This is a genomic window from Methylorubrum subtropicum (assembly GCF_038442325.1).
GTDB lineage: Bacteria > Pseudomonadota > Alphaproteobacteria > Rhizobiales > Beijerinckiaceae > Methylobacterium > Methylobacterium subtropicum.
Genome location: NZ_JBBXMW010000021.1, coordinates 14,158 through 32,712 on the forward strand (window position 1 = coordinate 14,158; position 18,555 = coordinate 32,712).

The following is an 18,555-nucleotide window of genomic DNA, read 5'->3' on the forward strand; positions in this document are numbered from 1 at the left end:
TGGGACGGCATATGGCGGCTGAATTCGCGTCCGGAGAAAAAGGCTTTCCGCAAGGCGGCGGGGAGATGGGCGCCCTCATGCGTTCCCATGACTGGGTCGGTTGCCCACTCGGCCCGCCCCGACGCTGGCCGCACGACCTGAAGGCCGCGCTCCGGCTGATGCTGGCCTCGCCCGAGTGCATGTTCCTGGCCTGGGGACCGGACCTGACGTTCTTCTTCAACGATGCCTACCGGCCCATCCTCGGGCCGCGGCTCGACGGCGCACTCGGGGCCTCGCTGCCGGAGCTCTGGTCCGATGCCTGGGAACAGGTCCGGCCCGTGGTGGAGAGGGCGCTCTCGGGGACCGCGAGCCGGTTCGAGGACCTGCCGCTGACCATGGCGCGGCGCGGCGTGCCCGAGGAGACTTGGTGGTCGTTCTCGTATTTCCCGGTCCACGGGGCCGACGACGAGGTCGCGGGCATGTTGTGCGTGGTGACCGAGACGACGCAGCGCGTCCTCTCGGAGCGCGCCCTGCGCGCGCGGGAGGCGGAACTCCTGCTCGTCACCGACGCCCTGCCGGTGCTGATCGCGTTCATCGACCGCGACCTGGTCTACCGTTTCGCCAACCGGGCCTACGAGGATTGGTTCGGAACGACGCCGGCGGACGTGGTCGGACGGAACGTCCGCGAGATGGTCGACGCGGCGGGCTTCGCCGCCCGGCAGCCCGCGTTCGCCGCGGTCCTCGGCGGCGAGCCGGCCCGGATCGAGCTCGACTGGCCGCATCGGGACGGGCGCCCGCGCGTGGCCGACATCCGCTACCTGCCGCGGCGCGGCGCCGACGGCATGGTCGACGGCTTCTACGTGTTCGTCCTCGACGTCACCGACGCCAAGCAGGCCGAGGTCCGCCTGCGGGAGGCGAACGACGACCTGGAACGGCGCGTGGCCGAGCGCACCCTGGACCGGAACGCCCTGTGGCAACTCTCCTCGGACATCATGCTCCGCTGCGGCTTCGACGGGGCGATCATCGCCGTGAACCCGGCCTGGGAGACCGTCCTTGGCTGGACCGAAGGGGAGTTGGTCGGCACGAACCTCTTCGACCTGATCCACCCCGACGACATGGCCCGCACCATCGAGGGCGCGCGCACGTCCTCGGAGGGACACGCCTACGCCCGCTTCGACAACCGCTACCGGCACAAGGACGGGCACTACCGCTGGATCTCCTGGTCGACGCGCCCCGATGCCGGCGTCGTCAACGCCGTCGGTCGCGACTTCACGGTCGAGCGCGAGCGGGTGGAGGCCCTCAAGGTCGCCGAGGAGTCGCTGCGCCAAGCCCAGAAGATGGAGGCCATCGGTCAGTTGACCGGGGGCGTCGCGCACGACTTCAACAACCTGCTCACCGTCATCAAGTCGTCGACCGACCTGCTCAAGAGACCCGAGCTCCCCGACGAGCGCCGGCTCCGCTACGTCGGCGCGATCTCCGAGACGGTCGACCGCGCCGCCAAGCTCACGGCGCAGCTCCTCGCCTTCGCCCGCCGGCAGGCGCTCAAGCCGGAGGTCTTCGAGGTCGGGCGCAGCCTCGCCGCGGTCGGCGACATGGTGGGCACCCTGACCGGCTCGCGCATCGCCGTCGACGTCCAGGTCGCGGGGACGGCGTGCTTCGTCGACGCCGACCCGAGCCAGTTCGACACGGCGGTCGTCAACATGGTCGTGAACGCCCGCGACGCGATGGGCGGCGAGGGTCGCCTCGTGATCGCGATGCGCGAGGTCGAGGGACTTCCGGGCATCCGCGGGCACGCCTCCGCGTCCGGCCCCTACGTCGCCGTGAGCATAGCCGACACCGGCGCCGGCATCGCGGACGACGACATGGGGCGCATCTTCGAGCCGTTCTTCACGACCAAGGGGGTCGGGCACGGGACGGGGCTCGGCCTGTCCCAGGTGTTCGGCTTCGCCAAGCAGTCCGGCGGCGACGTCGCGGTGGAGAGCGTGCCCGGCCACGGCACGACGTTCACGCTGTACCTGCCGCGGGTGGCCGATCCCATGCCCGACGCCGCCGTGACCGCCGAGCCGGAGGCCCTCGTGGACGGCCACGGAATGTGCGTGCTGGTGGTCGAGGACAACGTCGACGTCGGGACCTTCACGACCCGGTCCCTGACCGAGCTCGGCTACGGCACGGTCTGGGCCGGCAACGCCGCCGAGGCGCTGGCCGAGCTCGGGCGGGACGCGCACCGCTTCGACGTGGTGTTCTCCGACGTGGTCATGCCCGGGATGGACGGGATCGAGCTCGCCCACGAGATCCGCCGGCTGTACCACGACCTGCCGGTGGTTCTGACCTCCGGATACAGCCACGTGCTGGCCAGGAACGGCACCTACGGCTTCGAACTCCTGCACAAGCCGTACTCGGTCGAGCAACTGTCGCGCATGCTGCGAAAGGCGGCGACCTGGCGACGGCGCAAGGGTGCGCTCGGTGCGTGAGCGCGGCCGACCTCATCTCACCCGCCCGCCTCACGGCCATCGAGGAGCGCATGCCGGCCTCGGCGTGCACGCGACGTCGACGCTGTTCGTGAACGGTCGGCGCCACGAGGGTGCGCCGTCGGGCGACGCGCACGACGGCGTCATCCGAACGGCGCTGACGTCCTGACGAGCCAAACCTGACCTTGGCTTCCGTTTGCAAGGTTCTCTCCGAACGCGCGCGGACCCAGGGCATTGGTGCCATCCGTCGGTTCCGACCATCGCCCGGATCGTCCGGATTGAACGCGAGTCCGGACCGGGGCCGGTCCCGGTACACGTTGGCCGGTCGCCTACGTCGCGTCGGACCGTCTGTCGGGCAACATACGGTCTCGGGTAACGATCCGGTGGGCCGACACTGCTGACAGCACGGTGGCAACAGCGCTCCGCTATCGAAGGGACCTCAGCAACGGCCGGTGCAAGGAAGCGGGACCCATGAACGAAGCTCTCTCCCACGTGAACTGGCTCGCCGTCGCGGTCGCCAGCGTCGCCCACTTCATCCTGGGCGCGGCCTGGTTCGTGGGACTGGTCGGCAAGCACTACCCGGTCGTGCTCGGCATCGCCGACCGGCCGCAGGAAAAGCCCGGCCCCCTGTCCCTGATCGGCCCGTTTCTGTGCACCGCGGTCACCGTCGCCGCCAGTGCCATCCTGCTGCGCGCGCTCGGCATCACGACATACGGCGATGCGCTCGTCCTCGGTGCCCTCGTCGGCATCGGCTACCTTGTCCCGATGACCCTCAACATCGCCATCAACCCGCTCTTCCCGCGACCCTTCGCGTACACCGCCCTTAACGCCCCCTTCTTCGTCATCGGCAGCCTGATGTCGTGCGCGATCCTCTTGGCGATGTCGTAGGGTCGCCCATCATCGGATACGGGCCATGCGCCGCGCCGACCGCCTCTTCGAGATCATCCAGGTCCTGCGCCGCGCATCCGGCCCGCTGACGGCCGACCGGATCGCCGCCGAACTGGAGACGAGCAAGCGCACGATCTACCGCGACATCGATGCCCTGGTCGCCCAGCGCGTGCCGATCAGGGGCGAGGCGGGCGTCGGCTATGTCCTGGAACGCGGCTTCGACCTGCCGCCGCTCATGTTGACCACGGACGAGGTCGAGGCGGTCGCGCTCGGCGCGCAGTGGGTGGTCGCCCATGCCGATGAAGGGCTGGCGAAGGCCGCGCTCGGCGTCCTCGCCAAAATCGCGGCGATTGTCCCCGAGGACCTGCGGCCGGTCATCGACGATCCCGCGGTTGGTACACCGCCGCCACGTCGTCGCGACGACGACCACGTCGACGTCGCGCGCCTGAGGACGTGGTGCCGCGAGGGACGCAAGCTCGACATCGGATACGTGGACGAGACCGGGTCGGTGAGCCAGCGCATCGTCCGCCCGTTCATGGTCGGCTACGTCGCGACCGTCCGCGTCGTCATGGCGTGGTGCGAGTTGCGAGGGGACTTCCGGGTGTTCCGCACGGACCGGATGACGGCGATTGCCTTCCTCGACGCGCGTTACCCCGAGCGTTCCGTCGCGCTGCGTCGCCGCTGGTTGGCGACGAGGCGCGAAAAGCTGGCCCGGGCCCCGTCAACCGCCTGAGAGCGGCCTGGGATGACGCTGGGCCAAGGAGACGACCAGGACGGCGAGGCCAACGGCGGCCGCATCCTCGACGAGGCCCTTGGCGCGCCCTGGGGTGGTGCGGGAATCGGGACCTCGGGCGGCCCGGCCGAGGAGCGTGCCGGCGATTGCGCCAGCCATGCCTGCCAACGCACCGGTCTCGGGCGACGCGCGGCGACCGGCCAACGCCCATCCGCCGACCGCGCCGACCGCGAGCCGGAACGCGAAGGACGGCGGGATGCGGCGGTCGGGGGCGAACGGCAACTTGTCCCCCGCCATCTCGGCGGCAACCGCCGCCGTCGCGAGGGTGCGGGCACCGGGGCCGCCAGGGATGAAATTCCCACGTGTCCGGCCTTCCTAGGCGGCCCTGGCCAAGGCAGCGCACGCCGTCATGTTGCGCATCCCAGCCACGAAGCCGAGACCGAACGAAGTTGCATAGCCTTGCATCGCGGATGCCCTTCCGTGCGGGACATGCCCCGCCTAGGGCAAGGCGAAGGCACCCGTCGGTGTTCCGGCCGCGCCGGCTGGAGGGCCGCTCCTGCGTCGCCGGTCGATTTGCTGTGAAGCCTGAAACGTGACCCTTAACGGGCCGCTTTCGTTCCAGTGGTGGCGAGAGGGGCTCACCGCTTGAGACCGTGCCTGTCCCCGAGCGCCGCTACAGCCTCGTCGGCGGCCCTCCGTCCGCTGTCGTGGGCCCCGTGGGCGGTGGTGAAGTCGAAGGGGTGCGTCGCCTCGCCCGCGAAGAAAGCCGGTCCTCGAAGGGCTGGGCCAACCGTGCCCGGGCTTGGGATCGGCCCGGCAAGGCGCAACTGTAGGCCCCGCCGATGGACGGCATCCGGCTCCAGGAAGTTGCCGCGAGCGGTCGGATAATAGAGGCCACGTCGCTGCCGAACAGGGACGCCAATTCGGCCGAGACGAAGGCGGATCCTGCGGCTGGGCCGTCATCCTCCACGATCCGGGCACCGTCGCCCCCGAGGAACGCCTCGATCACCGGCCAGCCATTGGGGCGGATCGAGTAGGCTGCGGACCTCGGGTCGCGCAGGTTCCCGTAGGCATGGGTGTCCGGCCCGAACGCGCTGTTGCGCTCGATCTCCAGGAAGACCTTCTCGTTGCGGCCGAGCGGCAGGGCGGCGGCGGCTTGGCGCCATGGGTCGACACCGGAGGGAAGGCGCATCGCGTCGCCGGCCAGGACCGCGGTCGAGACTGTGAGGATCGTGACGCCCGCGACCCCGTCCGCCGTCAGGTCGATCCGCTCGGCGGGGGTGGCGAGCCGCAGCGCCGTGGAGGACGGCAGGCTGGCGGCGACCAGCGTGCCGTAGCCGAGCGGCAGGTGCCAGTTATTGCCCGTTGAGGCATCGTCGTAGGCGAGGTAGTCGGTCGCGGAGATATCTTCGGGTGCGACGCCGCTCATGAAGCCGGCGATTGCCCGCACGTAGGCGTTCCAGGTGCCGCCGGCCTCAAGTGCGTCACTGCCCCGGTCGCTACCCGGCGCGACCCCGCGTAACCGCTCCTCCCAGTCGCCGAACGCCCTGCGCGCCATTTCCTGGGCGCCCTCGCCTTGGACGATTCCGGGATGCGCCTTCGCCGATGGCGGCTCGCCACGGTCAACCGGGAAGCCCGATGCATCGGCGATGCCGACCCATGCGTTGCGGTCGCCGGAGTGGAGCCGCTCGCACCCCAGGTCGAGCGGGTACCCTGAAAGGTACTGCGTGTACGCGCGGCCTCCCAGACGCGAAGGCGCCTCCAGCAGCAAGGCTGACGAGCCATAGGCCGCAAGCCGCCGCGCGGCGCTGATGCCGGCTGCGCCTCCCCCTACGACTGATGATGTCGAACGCGTTGTCCACTCAACGGCAGCTGCCGGGCTTCAAGCGGTCATTTCAGAGGTTTCCGCCGGAGGTCCGCTGATGGCGCACAGCCGAACAAGTGGAGGGCGAACTCCTGACCGAGGCCGTGTGAGAACGCCAACCGTTCAGGCTTGAGTCGTCCGCATGGAGCCGCGGGGGAGATTGAACTGGCGAGCCTCAGGCCCGGATGGTCGCCAGCAGCGGACCGACCCCGAAGATCTGGATCATCCGCTTCATGTTGTAGGCCAGAACCTGCAAGCTCATCTCGGTTCTGACCTTCGCCAAGGTCCGGGTCAGGAAGTGGGTTGCACCCATCCAGGCCTTCAGCGTGCCGAACGGGTGCTCCACGGTCTGGCGACGGATCTTCATCGCATCCGGCATCCGGTCGAGCCGCGCCTGCATCGCGTCGAGCACGCCCTCGTGCACCCAGCGCTTGACCCGGCGCGTGTCCGTCGGCGTGCAGCGGGGCTTGAGCGCGCAGCCGAGGCAAGCCGTTAGGTTGCGGTAGTGATCCATCGCGTCGTCCTCGGTCCGACGATCGGACCGGGCGGCCCCCTTGGTCAGGTGCTGGCCGGCGGGACAGGTGTAGTGGTCCTGTTCGGCGTCGTAGACGAAGTCCTGTCCCGTGAAGAGGCCGCGCTTGGCGTGGCCCGAGGTCAGGGTCTTGGGCACACAGGGCAGCACGCCGGTGCCTTCGCAGGCCAGCACTTGCTCCCCGCTGAGGTAGCCCCGGTCGGCCAGCACCGTGAGCGTGGTGCATCCCGTCGCCGCCTGCGCCAAGAGCCCCATCGGCGCGAGCTGCGCCCGGTCGCTGCCGACGTTGGTCACCGCGTGGGCCACGATCAGGTGATGCTCGGCATCGACCGCGGCCTGGACGTTGTAGCCGACTAGGCCGGTGCCCTTGCCGCTGGTCGCCATGGAGCGCGCGTCGGGATCGGTCAGCGAGACCTGGCCGTCGGGGGCGGCCTCGACCTGCCGACCCATCGCCTGGAGGACCTGCATCTGCTCGCGTAGGCCCGCGATCTTCTCGTTGAGCCGCACTGTGCGCGCCTCGGCGATGTCGCTCGGCTCGCGGTCGGCCCGATCCAGCGCCGCGAGATACCGGCCGATGCTCGCCTCGACCTGCGCCAGCCGGGCTTCGACCTTGGCGGCGGTGAAGTTCTTGTCGCGGTTGTTGACCGCCTTGAACTTGCTGCCGTCGATCGCGACCACAGCCTTGCTAAACAGGTTCAGCCGGCGGCACAGCACCACGAACTGCGCGCAGGCGGCCTGGATGGCCGGGCCGTTGTCCCTGCGGAAGTCGGCCAGCGTCTTGAAGTCGGGCATCAGCCGGCCGGTCAGCCAGATCAGCTCGATATTGCGTTGGCTCTCGCGTTCGAGGCGACGGCTCGACGGGACGCGGTTGAGGTAGCCGTAGAGATAGATTTTGAGCAGGGTCGCCGGATGGTAGGCGGGGCGGCCCGTCGCCTCCGGCACCGCACCCGCAAAGCCGAGCGCGACCAGATCGAGTTCATCAACGAACACTTCGACGAGGCGAACCGGATTGTCGGCGGTGATGTAGTCGTCCAGGCAGTCGGGAAGGAGCGTGATCTGCTGACGATCTTCGCCTGCGATGAAGCGCTTCATCCCGACCTCCCCGGATCGGAAATTACTCTACCAGATCAGGGCGTTTTCACACAGCCTGGACCCTTTGCAGACCTAGCTGCTGGCCGGATGAGGTATCTGCTTCGAGTGGAGAAGCGGACCTCCCCGGGTTGGTCACGACATCAGCATGTCGGGGCTCATTATCATGCGTGGGCACTTCGCGTGTGGGAACGGTTGCGAGTTGGCTCGCGGCTGAGATCAACCAGAGAGATGCCGAGGTGACAGATCGCGGCATTTGTCCGTGGGGACACGTCGGCTGCCGCTTTGCCGGGTGGGCACCCGCGGTCCGTTAACCGTGGGCGCTGGCCGCCGTCGACAGGCCGCGCCAAATTGACTCCGATGCCAGCAGACGTTCTTTGAAATCGTCGGCCTCGCTACCCCCGCCCCAAGGCCGTTGTGGCTTCCGCGGTCATGCCGAACGGTGGCAATGCTTCGCATGAAGTCCTCCTCTCGTGCGCGTGAGGGCAAACCCACTTCGACAACATTCACCCTGGCATCTACGAACCCTCTCCCTCACGCGGGAGGGCAAACCCCAGGAAACTCTGCTTTGACGTGCGTCGACCATCCTTCGTCCGTGCGCGGGAGGGCAGACCACGATGCGCAAGTCGGCGGAGGTCGCACGTCCCCGGGCATTGAAGACTGATGAGAGCCAACGAGACGCCCCGGACCGGCACTGCACGCCGGGCCGCCGCGACCTACGTTACCCAGATCGGGCCCGCCGTCCGACAGGCGCCCGTCTATGACCGACGACAACCCCCTGGTCCGCAAGCTCGCGAGCTTCGCGCCCCTCACGGACGACGACCGGCACCTACTCGAACGGGTCACGGCCAACCCCATGGCGGTCCCCGCACGGACGGACCTGATCCGTGAAGGCGATGCGCCGCGGGGTGTCTATCTCGTCATGGACGGCCTCGCCTGCCGCTACAAGCTCCTGCCGAACGGCAACCGCCAAGTGCTCGCCTACCTCCTTCCGGGAGACTTCTGCGACATCGACGTGGCGCTCCTCGACGCCATGGATCATGCCATCGGCACCCTGGCGCAATCGGGGATCGTGCTGATCCCGACCGGGACGGTGCGCGACCTGCTGGACCACCGGCCCGGCATCGCCCGCGGGCTGCGGCTTGCCGCGCTGGTGGAGGCGGCGACCGCGCGGCAGTGGCTGGCGAGCGTGGGGCGCCGCTCGTGCGAGGAGCGACTGGCGCACTTGCTGTGCGAGCTCCTCGTCCGGCTGGCGGCGGCGGGCCGCGCGACGGACGGCGGCTTCGAGTTGCCCCTGACCCAGGTAGACCTCGCCGACGCGACCGGGATGACGACCGTGCACGTGAACCGCTCGCTGCGCAGCCTGCGCAAACGGAAGCTGATCGATGGCAAGGGCCGGCGCATCGAGGTGTTGGACGTGGCCGGGCTACGGAAGCTCGCGGCCTTCGACCCCGGCTACTTGCACCGGGCCGTGGCCCACCCGACGCCTTAGCGCCAAATGGCGGGCGGGCTTCCTCAAAGCGACGGGGCAGCGTCGTCTTCCGTGAAGTCCGGCACGTCCATCGTTCCCGCCGGCACGGCGGCGGCGCCATCGGGAATCGGGGAGACCAACTCGGCGTCCGCCTCGTGCTTCACCAGGACCTCGGCTACGATGGGCCCGTAGAGCGCCTGCGCCTCTGCGAGGCCGGCGGGCGTCAGGGAGTGCAAGGCGTTCGTGTCGGTGTTCGGCAGCCATGCGATCAGGCAGTCCACGCCAAGGTCATCCGCCGCCGCGTGGGAGAATCCCCTGCGATGGCCCTCCGCCACGCGCTCGGTCCGGCGGAAGGCCTCGCCCTCGACCTCGTCGACCTGCCAAGTCACAAACCGATAGGTGTCCGGGTCCCTACTGCCCCGGCCCACGAAGACCTGCAGGACGAAGCCGTCGTGCAGACCCTTCAGGATGCGGGCGGACGTGCTGCGCATGATCGGCTTCCTCGGCATCCGCCCGGGCCGCGGCCGGGCCCGGAGCATCTCGCACACCCGCGGAGGCTACGGCCGCAGATCGCAATCGACCAGGATGCCGGTCCCGACCGACGCGGGCGGGGCCGAAGCTCCGTACGGGTCTGGCCGATGCCCTACGCCTCGCCGGACGAGTTCGCGGTCGACGCTTTCGGGGCCGCCGCGCAGGTGTGGGACGGTCGTGCCGGGCCGATGCCCTCCGGGGCGCCGATATACCTGTGGATCCGCCTTCCGGTTGCGTACGATTAAATCGGCCTAAACTGACTTGGGCCATCCTCGCGACTCGAAAGCCCCCAGGACCACTCCATGCTCACCGTCGTCGGCTGCCTCGTCGAGGCCCATGATTTCCGGCTCGTCGCACTCGCGGCCGGCATCTGCGCCTTGTCCGCGCTCACGACGGTCTGCCTCGTCAGCCATGCGCGGCGTGCCAGGGGGTGGGCCCAGACGGGTTGGCTCGCCGTCGCCGCGGCGGCCGGCGGCTCGGGCATCTGGGCGACCCACTTCATCGCCATGCTTGCCTTCGCGCCCGGCGTGCCGAGCGGCTACGACCTCGCGCTCACTGGCCTCTCGCTTGTCATCGCCATCGCGCTGGCCGGCTCCGGGCTGTCGCTCGCGGTCCTCGTCGGCGGCCGGGCGGCGGCTTGGGCCGGAGGCGCGGTCCTCGGACTCGGCATCGCCGCGATGCACTACACCGGCATGGCCGCATACGACGTCGCCGGCCACAAGGCATGGGCCCCTGCGACGGTCGGTGCCTCTCTCGCCCTGGGGAGCATCCTTGGCGGCGCGGCGCTGGCGGCACAGCTCGGCGCCCGCGGCCTCGCCCGCCAATTGCCGGCAGCCCTCCTGCTGCTGCTCGCCATCTGCAGCCACCACTTCACCGCCATGGGAGCCGTCACGGTCACGCCCGACCCGACGCTCTCCGTCTCGGCGTCCGCCGTCCCGAACGCGTGGCTCGCGGTGGCCGTGGCGCTCGCGAGCTTCGCCATCCTGCTGCTCGCCGGGGCCGCCCTGGCGCTCGACGTCCGCGACCGCCGGCACGCCAGGACGGAGGCCGAGCGCCTGCACAGCCTCGCGAACGCCGCGGTCGAGGGACTCGTCGTCTGCACCGGCGGCACCGTGGTGTCCGCCAACCGGAGCTTCGCCAGGCTCGTCGGCCTGCCGCAGGGCGCGCTGGCGGGCACGGCGCTGTCGGGCTACCTGCCGGGCGACGCGGCCAGGCTCGCCATGGCCGGGCAGCCCGAGCGCGCCGTCGAGGCCGAGCTTCGGCAGGCCGACGGCACGCTCGTTCCGGTCGAGGTCATCATGCAGCCGGTCGAGCACGCCGGCCGGCCGCACTACGCCGTCGCCGTGCGCGACCTCCGGGACCGCCGACAGGCCGAGAGCCAGATCCAGTTCCTCGCCCACCACGACGCGCTCACCGGGCTCGCCAACCGCGCCAGCTTCGGCAAGCGCCTCGACCAGGAGATGCGCGTCGCCGACGCGGGCGGGCGCAAGCTCGCGGTGCTCTGCCTCGACCTCGACCGCTTCAAGGAGGTCAACGACCTCTTCGGCCATGCGGCCGGCGACGCCATGCTGGAGAGCGTCGCCCGCATCGTCTCGGCCGCGCTCGACGATACCCAAACGATGGCCCGGCTCGGCGGCGACGAGTTCGCCGTCCTGATGCCGTGCGACGGGCCTTCGGAGGCCGGCCGCCTCGCCGAGCGCATCCTGGAGGCGCTGCGCGCCGGCAAGGCGGAAGGCAACGGACCGCAGATCGCCACCAGCATCGGCATCGCCCTCTACCCCGACGACGCGCAGGAGCGGGCGGCACTCCTCAGCTACGCCGACACCGCCCTGTATCGCGCCAAGTCGGAGGGCCGCGGCACCTACCGGTTCTTCGAGGCGAGGATGGGCATCGAGGTGCGCGAGCGCCGCCTCCTGGAACACGACCTGCGCCACGCCGTGGCCCGCGGCGAGATGCACCTCGTCTACCAGCCCCAGACCGACGTCGGCACCGGCGAGGTCATCGGCTTCGAGGCGCTGCTGCGGTGGAGGCACCCCGAGCGCGGCTTCGTCTCGCCCGCCGTGTTCATCCCCATCGCCGAGGAGAGCGATGCCGTCCTGCAGATCGGCGAGTGGGTGCTGCGCGAGGCGTGCCGCGAGGCCGCGACCTGGCCGCAGCCCCTGTCCATCGCCGTCAACGTCTCGGCGGTGCAGATCCACAGCCCCCACTTCGTCGGCCTCGTGCACGAGGTGCTGCTCCGGACCGGGCTGGCGCCGCACCGGCTTGAGGTCGAGGTGACGGAGACCGCCCTCATCAGCGACCCGAACCGGGCGCTCCTCACCCTGCGCCAGTTGAAAGCGCTCGGCCTTCGCATCGCCATGGACGACTTCGGCACGGGGTACTCGTCGCTCTCGAACCTTCGCTCGTTTCCGTTCGACAAGATCAAGATCGATGGCTCGTTCGTGCGGTCCGTCGACAGCAACGAGCAGACCGCCGCCATCGTGCGCTCGGTGCTTGGCCTGGGACGCGGCCTCGGGCTGCCGGTCCTGGCCGAAGGCGTCGAGACCGAGGCCGAACTCGGCTTCCTCGTCGCCGAGCAGTGCCACGCCGCACAGGGCTATCTGATGGGCCGGCCATCCCCCATCGGGCAGTTCGCCCGGTACACGCATGGCAAGGGGCCGCTCATCGCCGACGACCGAAAAAGCGCCTGAGCCCGTCGACGAGGGACAGCATCCGGTCAAGAGCATGCTCGCGCCGGTCCGGGCCATCGCTGGCCAGACCTCCCGCAACGCTTACGACCACGCCGCGGCCAACGAGGCCTTCTCCGCCCGCCTGATCTCGCCGGGCCGCGCGCACGACATCCTCACACGGCCACATTTGCCGCGCTGCAACGTCGCTCGCCTTCATGCATGAGGCCAACCACGAGGCCGCGGCATGACGGGGGCAAAGGCCCCGGTCGCGAGGCGTGCCGCGGCTCCTCGCGATTGCCCCACCCCGGCACCGTCCCTGGACCCCGTCTGGGCGAAAAGGCGCGGCAACCCACAGCGCGGCCGAAGGTTAGGCATCGCGGGCCCGATTTTGGGCGGGCAGATTCGCGGGCCGTTCGATGACGGCTGATCCTGGAGGACGGGCGGGCCGTGCAGGACAATTCGCGTATGGGGACCGCGGACCCGAGGCTGCTGCGCGCCGCCGTCGAGGCTTCCGGTGAGGCCATCGTCATCACCTCGGCGGAGCTTGAGGAGCCGGGTCCCTGCATCGAATACGTGAACCCGGCCTTCACCCGCATGACCGGCTACGAGGCGCACGAGGTCGTCGACCGGACGCCGCGCCTGCTGCAGGGACCCGGAACGGAACGCACAGTGCTCGACCGCATGAGGGCCGCGTTGCTCGCCGGCGAGCCGTTCCAGGGCGAGGCCGTGAACTACCGCAAGGACGGCTCGACCTACATGGTGGAGTGGCTGATCACCCCGGTGAGGGATGCAGATGGCTGCATTACGCACTGGGTCTCCGCCCAGCGTGACATCACCGAGCGGCGCGGCGGCGAGGACCGGCAGGCGCTGATGGTGCGGGAACTTCATCACCGGGTGAAGAACACTCTTGCCACGGTGCAGGCCGTGGTGAACGCCACGGCGCGCTCCTCGCTCACCGTCGCCGAGTTCACACGCGCCTTCTCCGGTCGGATCGGCTCGCTCGCCCGAACTCATGCGCTGATCACGGAGGACCTCGCCCAGGCCGCCTCTTTCGACGGGCTGCTGAGGGCGGAGCTCGACCCCTACGACGAGCGGGGCCGCCTCGCCCTGGACGGACCGAGGGTCGTTCTGCCGTCCGAGCTCGCCGTGCCGGTCGGCATGGCCTTGCATGAGTTGACCACCAACGCCCTCAGGCACGGTTCGCTCGCCGATCCGAACGGCCGCCTCCAGGTGTCTTGGCGGGTCGAGGACGGGCCTGCCGGCCGCGTCTTGCGCTGGGCCTGGAACGAGCACGACGGCCCGCCCGCCGCGCATCCCACGCGAGAGGGCTTCGGCCACCGCCTGCTGAAGAAGGTGCTGGCTTCCCAGACCGGCGCCGAGGTCGACGTCGACTTCGCGCCCGACGGGCTGCGGGTCTCCGTGCGCATCCCGTTGCCCGCCGGGTCCGGCTGACCGTCTACGCCTCCGGCCTGAGACGTAGCGCGACGACGTTTCCGGCCTCTGCGACCGGCACGGAATCGGTCCCGAGCGTCTCGGCGACCTTCCGGGCGAGTTGCTCGCGCTTGAACGGCTTGCCGATGAGTTGCACCCCGTCGTCCAGGCGTCCGTGGTGCACGATGCTGTTCTCGGTGTAGCCCGACATGAACACCACCCGCACTTCCGGCCGGACGGCCCGGACCCGCTCGGCAAGCTCGCGGCCCCGCACCTTGCCGGGTAGCACCACGTCGGTGAGCAGGAGTTCGACGGACGCGGCGTTGGCACCGAAGACGCGCAGCGCCTCCTCGCCGTCGGCCGCCTCCAGCACCCGGTAGCCGAGGTTGGCCAGGATCGCGCAGGCGATCTCGCGCACCGCCGGCTCGTCCTCGACGACCAGCACCGTCGCCGACCCACGCGGCAACTCCACCGGCGAGCCGGTCCGCGGGGGCAGGACGGCCGCGGCCCCAATTGCACGCGGCAGGTAGATCTTCACCGTCGTGCCCTCGCCGGGCTCCGAGTAAATCTTCACGTGGCCGCCCGACTGCTTCACGAAGCCGAACACCATGGCGAGACCGAGCCCGGTGCCCTTGCCGTCGGGCTTGGTCGTGAAGAAGGGCTCGAAGACGCGAGCGACCACCTCTGGCGTCATGCCGTGGCCGGTATCGGAGACAGCCACCATGGCGTAGTCGCCGGGCACGACCTCGGCGTGGTGCCGCGCATACTCCTCGTCGAGCACCTTGTTACCGAGCTCGATGGTCAGGCGGCCGCCGCCAGGCATGGCGTCCCGGGCGTTCAGGGCGAGGTTCAGGACCGCGCTTTCAAGCTGCGCCGGATCGGCCATCGCCGGCCACAGGCCCGCGGTCTCGACGTAGCGGACCTCGATGTGCTCGCCCAGCGTCCGCCGAAGCAGCGGCACGAGGTCGGGCATCGTCGCGGCGAGGTCGATGGCGGCCGGCGCCAACGGCTGCTTGCGCGCGAAGGCGAGGAGTTGGCCGGTCAGCGTGGCTCCTCGCTGGGCCGCCCACGAGGCCCGTTCGATGCGGCTCTGCAGCTTGGCGTCGCCGTCGAGCTTGGCCCGGACGAACTCCAGGTTCCCGAGGATGACCTGCAGCAGGTTGTTGAAGTCGTGCGCGATGCCACCGGTCAACTGCCCGATGGCCTGCATCTTCTGCGCCTCGCGGAGCACCCCCTCGGCCTGGGCGCGTTTGGTCATGTCGGAGATGGTCAGGACGAAGCCGCCGTCCGGCATCGGGGTCCGGCGGATCTCCAGGTGGTGCCCGTCCGCCCGCTCCCGCTCGTAGGTGACCGCCTCGCGCGGGTTCCGGCTGCCGTGGCGGATCTGGTCCTCGGTCTCCAGCGCGGGTCGGCCCGGCTCCGCCGTGTGCTCGGCGAAGGCGGCATAGGCGGTTCCCGGCCGCAGCATCGCCTTCGGCAGATCGAGGAGCACTTGAAAACACGCGTTCGAGTTTGCCAGCCTGCGGTCGGACCCGAACACCGCGACGCCTTGGCTCAGGCTGTCCAGCGTGGTGCGCAGGCGCAGCGCCAAGTCGCGCTGCTCGGCCTCCGTTTCGTAGGAGCGCGACCACGCTTGGTTCAGGAGGCGCGCGGCCCAAAGCAGCGTCAGGACGGCGAGCGCCGATCCTGCGACGACCAGCCAGCGCACCCACCAGGCGCGGGCGTCGTTCTGGGCGAGGCGCTCGTCGAGCAGCCGCTGCTCCACGCTCAGCATGGTGGCGAGCACGGCCTCCGCCTCCCGCATGTGGTTGCGGCCCTCGTCCGTGTCGACGATGCGCAGCGCCGTCTCGAACCCGCCGTCGCGACGGGCCTGCACGGTCTGGGCGAGCTCCTCCAGCTTGTGCTGGACGACGGGCGCCAGGGTGCGCAGGCGCTCCTGGTGGGTCGCGTTGTCGGCGGTGAGCTTCTGCAACTCGCCTTGCAGGAGGGCGATGCGGTCGCGTCCCTCGCGGTAGGGGACAAGGTATTCGTCCTTACCGGTGAGCACGTAGCCTCTCTGGCCGCGCTCGGCGTCGCGCAAGGCGATTGCAAGGTCCTTCATCGTGGCGAGCACGCGGTAGCTGTGCTGCGACCACATGCGGGCGTCGCGGGAGGCGTTGAGCCGCTCCCAACTGAGGGCCCCGATCAGGCCCAGGAAGAGCAGCGGGACGACGAGGACGAGGACGTTGGCGCCCCTGACGAGGTACTGGCTCATGCTTGGAATGTCCGTGCCGTCCCCGCCGACGGCCGAGCGATGCCGTCGATGCACCTGGCTCGGGAGTCGGCCTGCGCGGCCGGGCGGATGCCGGCTGGCCCGGTGACGCCGATGCAGCACGATTGCGGGGGAATTGCGGATTAAGGGCGTGTCCGTCCGTGCGTTCGCAACCGCGTGGTGCGTTTCGGGAGGCGCCGACCGGTCCACGGTCGCCGGTCACTGACAAGGTCTCGGCCATGGGGCACGGACGTTCGGATCGGCCCGCTACCCGTGCGGAGGTGGGCGCATGACGCCGACGGCGGCCCGCCCGATCATGGTGCGTCAGGCGCTGGCGAGGCGCAGCGGGGGCATCTTGCTCGCGCCAGTCCCGACGGGGCCGGAAGCGCAGCGGGTCCGGTTGCGCCCGCCGGACTTGGCCTCGTACAGGGCCGCGTCGGCGGCTTGGTACAATCCTTCCGGCCGCTCCTGTGCAGAGCCGTGGTCGGTCGCGAGGCCGATGCTGACGGTCACCGCGCCGGCCCTGATGCCCGCCGATGGCACCGCCAGCCTCGCGACCGCCCGGTGCACATTGCCGGCGATGCGCATGGCGCCGTCCCCGTCCGTGTCGGGAAGCAGGATCGCGAACTCCTCGCCGCCGACGCGGGCCACGAGGTCGTCCGGCCGCTGCACGGCGGCGGAGAGGGACTGGGCGAGCCCCTTGAGCACCTCGTCGCCCACCGCGTGGCCGTAACGGTCGTTGTAGCGCTTGAAGTGGTCGGCATCGACGACGAGCAGCGACAGCGGCCTGCCGGTGCGCCGCGCGCCGTCCCTGTTCAGCTCGAACGCCTCCTCGAAGCGGCGCCGGTTCGGCAGTCCCGTCAGCGCGTCGGTGAGTGACAACCGGGCGAGTTCGGCCTGCATGCCGGCACGGTGGCGGAGCTCGCGTCCGAACAGGAGGGACAGCACGACGGTGAGGCCGCACAGCAGGAGCACGACGGTCCCGATCACGACGGCCTTCGCCCGCCACCCGGCCTCGACCTCGTCGACGGCGAGCGCCACGTTCAGGATCAGGGGGAGGTCGCCAACCTGGCTGAACGTGTAGAGCCGCCGGACGCCGTCGCGGACGGAGGTCTCGACGAACTTGCCGGCGCCCTCCCGCGCGAATCGGTCGAAGGTCCGGGACCCGGCGATGTTCACGCCGACGTCGGCCTCAAGATAGGGGTGGCGGGTGATGCGAGTGCCGTCGCGCAGGTAGAGGTTGATCGCGCCCTCTTGCCCAAGGCCGATCTGGTCGAAGAGGCGGGCGAAGTAGGTGAGCTTCAGGCTGCCCAGGACCAACCCGCCGAACGAGCCGTTGGGCTTGTCGATGCGCCGGCTGAAGTTGACCATACGCTCGCCAGTCAGGCGCGAGACGATGGGGCGGCCGACGTACAGGCCGAGATGGCGGTTGGCCTTGTGCGCCTGGAAGTAGTCGCGGTCGGCGTAGTTGCCCTTGCGCGGTGGCGAGGCCGCCGCGTCCTCGACGACGTCGCCATTCTCGTCGAGGACGAACATGACGCCGAGGTCGCGCGCGCTCGTGGCCCGGTCGAACAGCACGAGCTGGCGCATGTCCGGGTCGAGCTTGGCGAGACCCGGCATCCGCATGTTGTCCTGCACGGCCCGAAGGGTGAGGTCGATGACCTCTACGTTCCGGGCGATGTCGCGCTCGATGACCTGGAGCAGGTTCCTCGATGTCTGCTCGGCCTTGTCCCAGGCGTCCTGGCGCAGGTCGAGCAGCATCAGTCCCGAAACCAGGAGCATGCCGAGCGGCGCGAGCACGCCCAGCCCGATCCAAGTATGGGTGGAGCGGAGCAGGCGCGCGAGGCGTGAAGGCAGGACCATCAGCGGCTCTCCCGAGCTTCGTCGTCGTTGCTTGATTGATAAGATGCGAGACGCTGACGGGTGCTTTCCGCCGAATCCGCTCCTGGCGTTTTAACTTCGTCGTGCCTAACGAGGGGTACCCGCGATGCGGAGGATTTTTGAGAGCGGCCCTCGGCATTCCCGAGCCCCCTGCGTATCCCTCCGGCGGCACTACGACCGCGCTCGGTGCGTTACAGGTTGCGCCGTCCACGCCGGAGCTTGCATGTCGAACACCTTCTATGCCGCGTTCCTGCTCGCCATCGAGGCGCAGAAGGTCATCGAGTTGTGGCTGGTGCGAATTGCCTGGGGCGGCGCGGAAGCCCAGGCCGAGATGATCTCGATGGTGGGCGAGAAGGTCGTGGCCGCGATGGAAGCCGCCAACACCTTGCTGGCCGGCGGATCACAGGACGAGGTCGTGGCCCGCTACCGGGAGCTGGTCGCGGCCAACACGCGGCGTCTTTCGACCTGAGGCCACAGCAGGTGACCGGAACGGGGACATGGCTTGGCCGATCAGGTGCCGCATCGTCGACATGCCGGTCAGGTCACCTCTCGCCAGAATTGCGCCCGCCGCCATGACGGCGACAATCCAGAACGCGACCGTCTGGCCGAGAGCGAGCCAATCCGCGCCAAGGCTGATCAGTCCGGCGGCGAGGAGCACGCTCAGATGGCGGAAGGCTGGGTTGCGCCATTGCAGCTCCGGTAATGCCTTCTTACCGACGACGCCGAGCGTCAGTGCGGTCACGGCCGGAGGATGTTGTGGCTGCCGGA

14 protein-coding genes and 1 pseudogene are annotated in these 18,555 nt (G+C 69.9%); 9 read left to right on the forward strand and 6 right to left on the reverse strand.

Annotated elements, in window-relative coordinates:
* The first annotated feature begins 77 nt into the window (after positions 1 to 77).
* The 3 genes from AAHG03_RS22205 to AAHG03_RS22215 all read left to right on the forward strand — a co-directional run bounded on the left by AAHG03_RS22205 (position 78) and on the right by AAHG03_RS22215 (position 4,068).
* Entirely contained in the window at positions 78 to 2,450 is a 2,373-nt protein-coding gene (locus AAHG03_RS22205) for a PAS domain-containing protein (RefSeq protein ID WP_342153273.1), read from the forward strand.
* A 468-nt stretch (positions 2,451 to 2,918) separates the two neighbouring features.
* Positions 2,919 to 3,335, forward strand: a complete 417-nt coding sequence (locus AAHG03_RS22210; RefSeq protein ID WP_342153275.1) for a DUF1761 domain-containing protein — start codon at positions 2,919 to 2,921, stop codon at positions 3,333 to 3,335.
* A 25-nt stretch (positions 3,336 to 3,360) separates the two neighbouring features.
* Positions 3,361 to 4,068, forward strand: a complete 708-nt coding sequence (locus AAHG03_RS22215; RefSeq protein ID WP_342153276.1) for a helix-turn-helix transcriptional regulator — start codon at positions 3,361 to 3,363, stop codon at positions 4,066 to 4,068.
* On the opposite strand, the gene AAHG03_RS22220 is transcribed toward AAHG03_RS22215, so the two are convergent.
* From AAHG03_RS22220 to AAHG03_RS22230, 3 genes and pseudogenes are all read right to left on the reverse strand, one after another.
* Positions 4,057 to 4,419: a hypothetical protein gene (locus AAHG03_RS22220; RefSeq protein WP_342153374.1), complete on the reverse strand. Its 363-nt coding sequence runs from the start codon at positions 4,417 to 4,419 to the stop codon at positions 4,057 to 4,059. The genes AAHG03_RS22215 and AAHG03_RS22220 overlap by 12 nt on opposite strands.
* A 287-nt stretch (positions 4,420 to 4,706) precedes the next feature.
* A pseudogene (locus AAHG03_RS22225) lies at positions 4,707 to 5,930 on the reverse strand (flavin monoamine oxidase family protein).
* Positions 5,931 to 6,107: 177 nt separating this feature from the next.
* Positions 6,108 to 7,556 carry an IS1182 family transposase gene (locus AAHG03_RS22230; protein ID WP_342153277.1) on the reverse strand — a complete coding sequence of 483 codons (1,449 nt, stop codon included), beginning with the start codon at positions 7,554 to 7,556 and terminating at the stop codon, positions 6,108 to 6,110.
* A 757-nt stretch (positions 7,557 to 8,313) separates the two neighbouring features.
* Here AAHG03_RS22230 and AAHG03_RS22235 point away from each other — a divergent pair.
* On the forward strand, positions 8,314 to 9,045 hold the full coding sequence (locus AAHG03_RS22235; RefSeq protein ID WP_342153278.1) for a Crp/Fnr family transcriptional regulator: 732 nt from the start codon (positions 8,314 to 8,316) through the stop codon (positions 9,043 to 9,045).
* A 23-nt stretch (positions 9,046 to 9,068) separates the two neighbouring features.
* Here the strand turns inward: AAHG03_RS22235 and AAHG03_RS22240 are convergent, their stop codons facing one another.
* A complete protein-coding gene (locus AAHG03_RS22240) occupies positions 9,069 to 9,515 on the reverse strand; it encodes a hypothetical protein (RefSeq protein WP_342153279.1) in 447 nt (148 codons plus the stop codon).
* Positions 9,516 to 9,857: 342 nt separating this feature from the next.
* Between AAHG03_RS22240 and AAHG03_RS22245 the strand changes: the two genes are divergently transcribed.
* The 3 genes from AAHG03_RS22245 (at position 9,858) to AAHG03_RS22255 (ending at position 13,676) form a co-directional block, all read left to right on the forward strand.
* On the forward strand, positions 9,858 to 12,245 hold the full coding sequence (locus AAHG03_RS22245) for a bifunctional diguanylate cyclase/phosphodiesterase (RefSeq protein WP_342153280.1): 2,388 nt from the start codon (positions 9,858 to 9,860) through the stop codon (positions 12,243 to 12,245).
* The gene (locus AAHG03_RS22250; protein ID WP_342153281.1) at positions 12,202 to 12,447 is read left to right on the forward strand and encodes an HWE histidine kinase domain-containing protein; all 246 of its coding nucleotides are present in this window, start codon (positions 12,202 to 12,204) and stop codon (positions 12,445 to 12,447) included. Before AAHG03_RS22245 ends, AAHG03_RS22250 begins: the two co-directional genes overlap by 44 nt.
* Before the next feature lie 242 nt (positions 12,448 to 12,689).
* Positions 12,690 to 13,676 carry an HWE histidine kinase domain-containing protein gene (locus AAHG03_RS22255; RefSeq protein WP_342153376.1) on the forward strand — a complete coding sequence of 329 codons (987 nt, stop codon included), beginning with the start codon at positions 12,690 to 12,692 and terminating at the stop codon, positions 13,674 to 13,676.
* 4 nt (positions 13,677 to 13,680) lie between these two features.
* Here the strand turns inward: AAHG03_RS22255 and AAHG03_RS22260 are convergent, their stop codons facing one another.
* Both AAHG03_RS22260 and AAHG03_RS22265 read right to left on the reverse strand, forming a co-directional pair.
* Positions 13,681 to 15,909 (reverse strand): CHASE3 domain-containing protein, encoded by a 2,229-nt coding sequence (locus AAHG03_RS22260; protein ID WP_342153282.1) that lies wholly within the window; start codon positions 15,907 to 15,909, stop codon positions 13,681 to 13,683.
* 321 nt (positions 15,910 to 16,230) lie between these two features.
* Complete coding sequence (locus AAHG03_RS22265) at positions 16,231 to 17,769, reverse strand: sensor domain-containing diguanylate cyclase (protein WP_342153283.1); 1,539 nt, start codon at positions 17,767 to 17,769, stop codon at positions 16,231 to 16,233.
* Between the two features lie 241 nt (positions 17,770 to 18,010).
* On the opposite strand from AAHG03_RS22265, the gene AAHG03_RS22270 reads away from it, so the two are divergent.
* Positions 18,011 to 18,256 carry a hypothetical protein gene (locus tag AAHG03_RS22270; protein WP_342153285.1) on the forward strand — a complete coding sequence of 82 codons (246 nt, stop codon included), beginning with the start codon at positions 18,011 to 18,013 and terminating at the stop codon, positions 18,254 to 18,256.
* A 33-nt stretch (positions 18,257 to 18,289) separates the two neighbouring features.
* Positions 18,290 to 18,490: a hypothetical protein gene (locus AAHG03_RS22275; RefSeq protein WP_342153287.1), complete on the forward strand. Its 201-nt coding sequence runs from the start codon at positions 18,290 to 18,292 to the stop codon at positions 18,488 to 18,490.
* Positions 18,491 to 18,555: the final 65 nt, after the last annotated feature.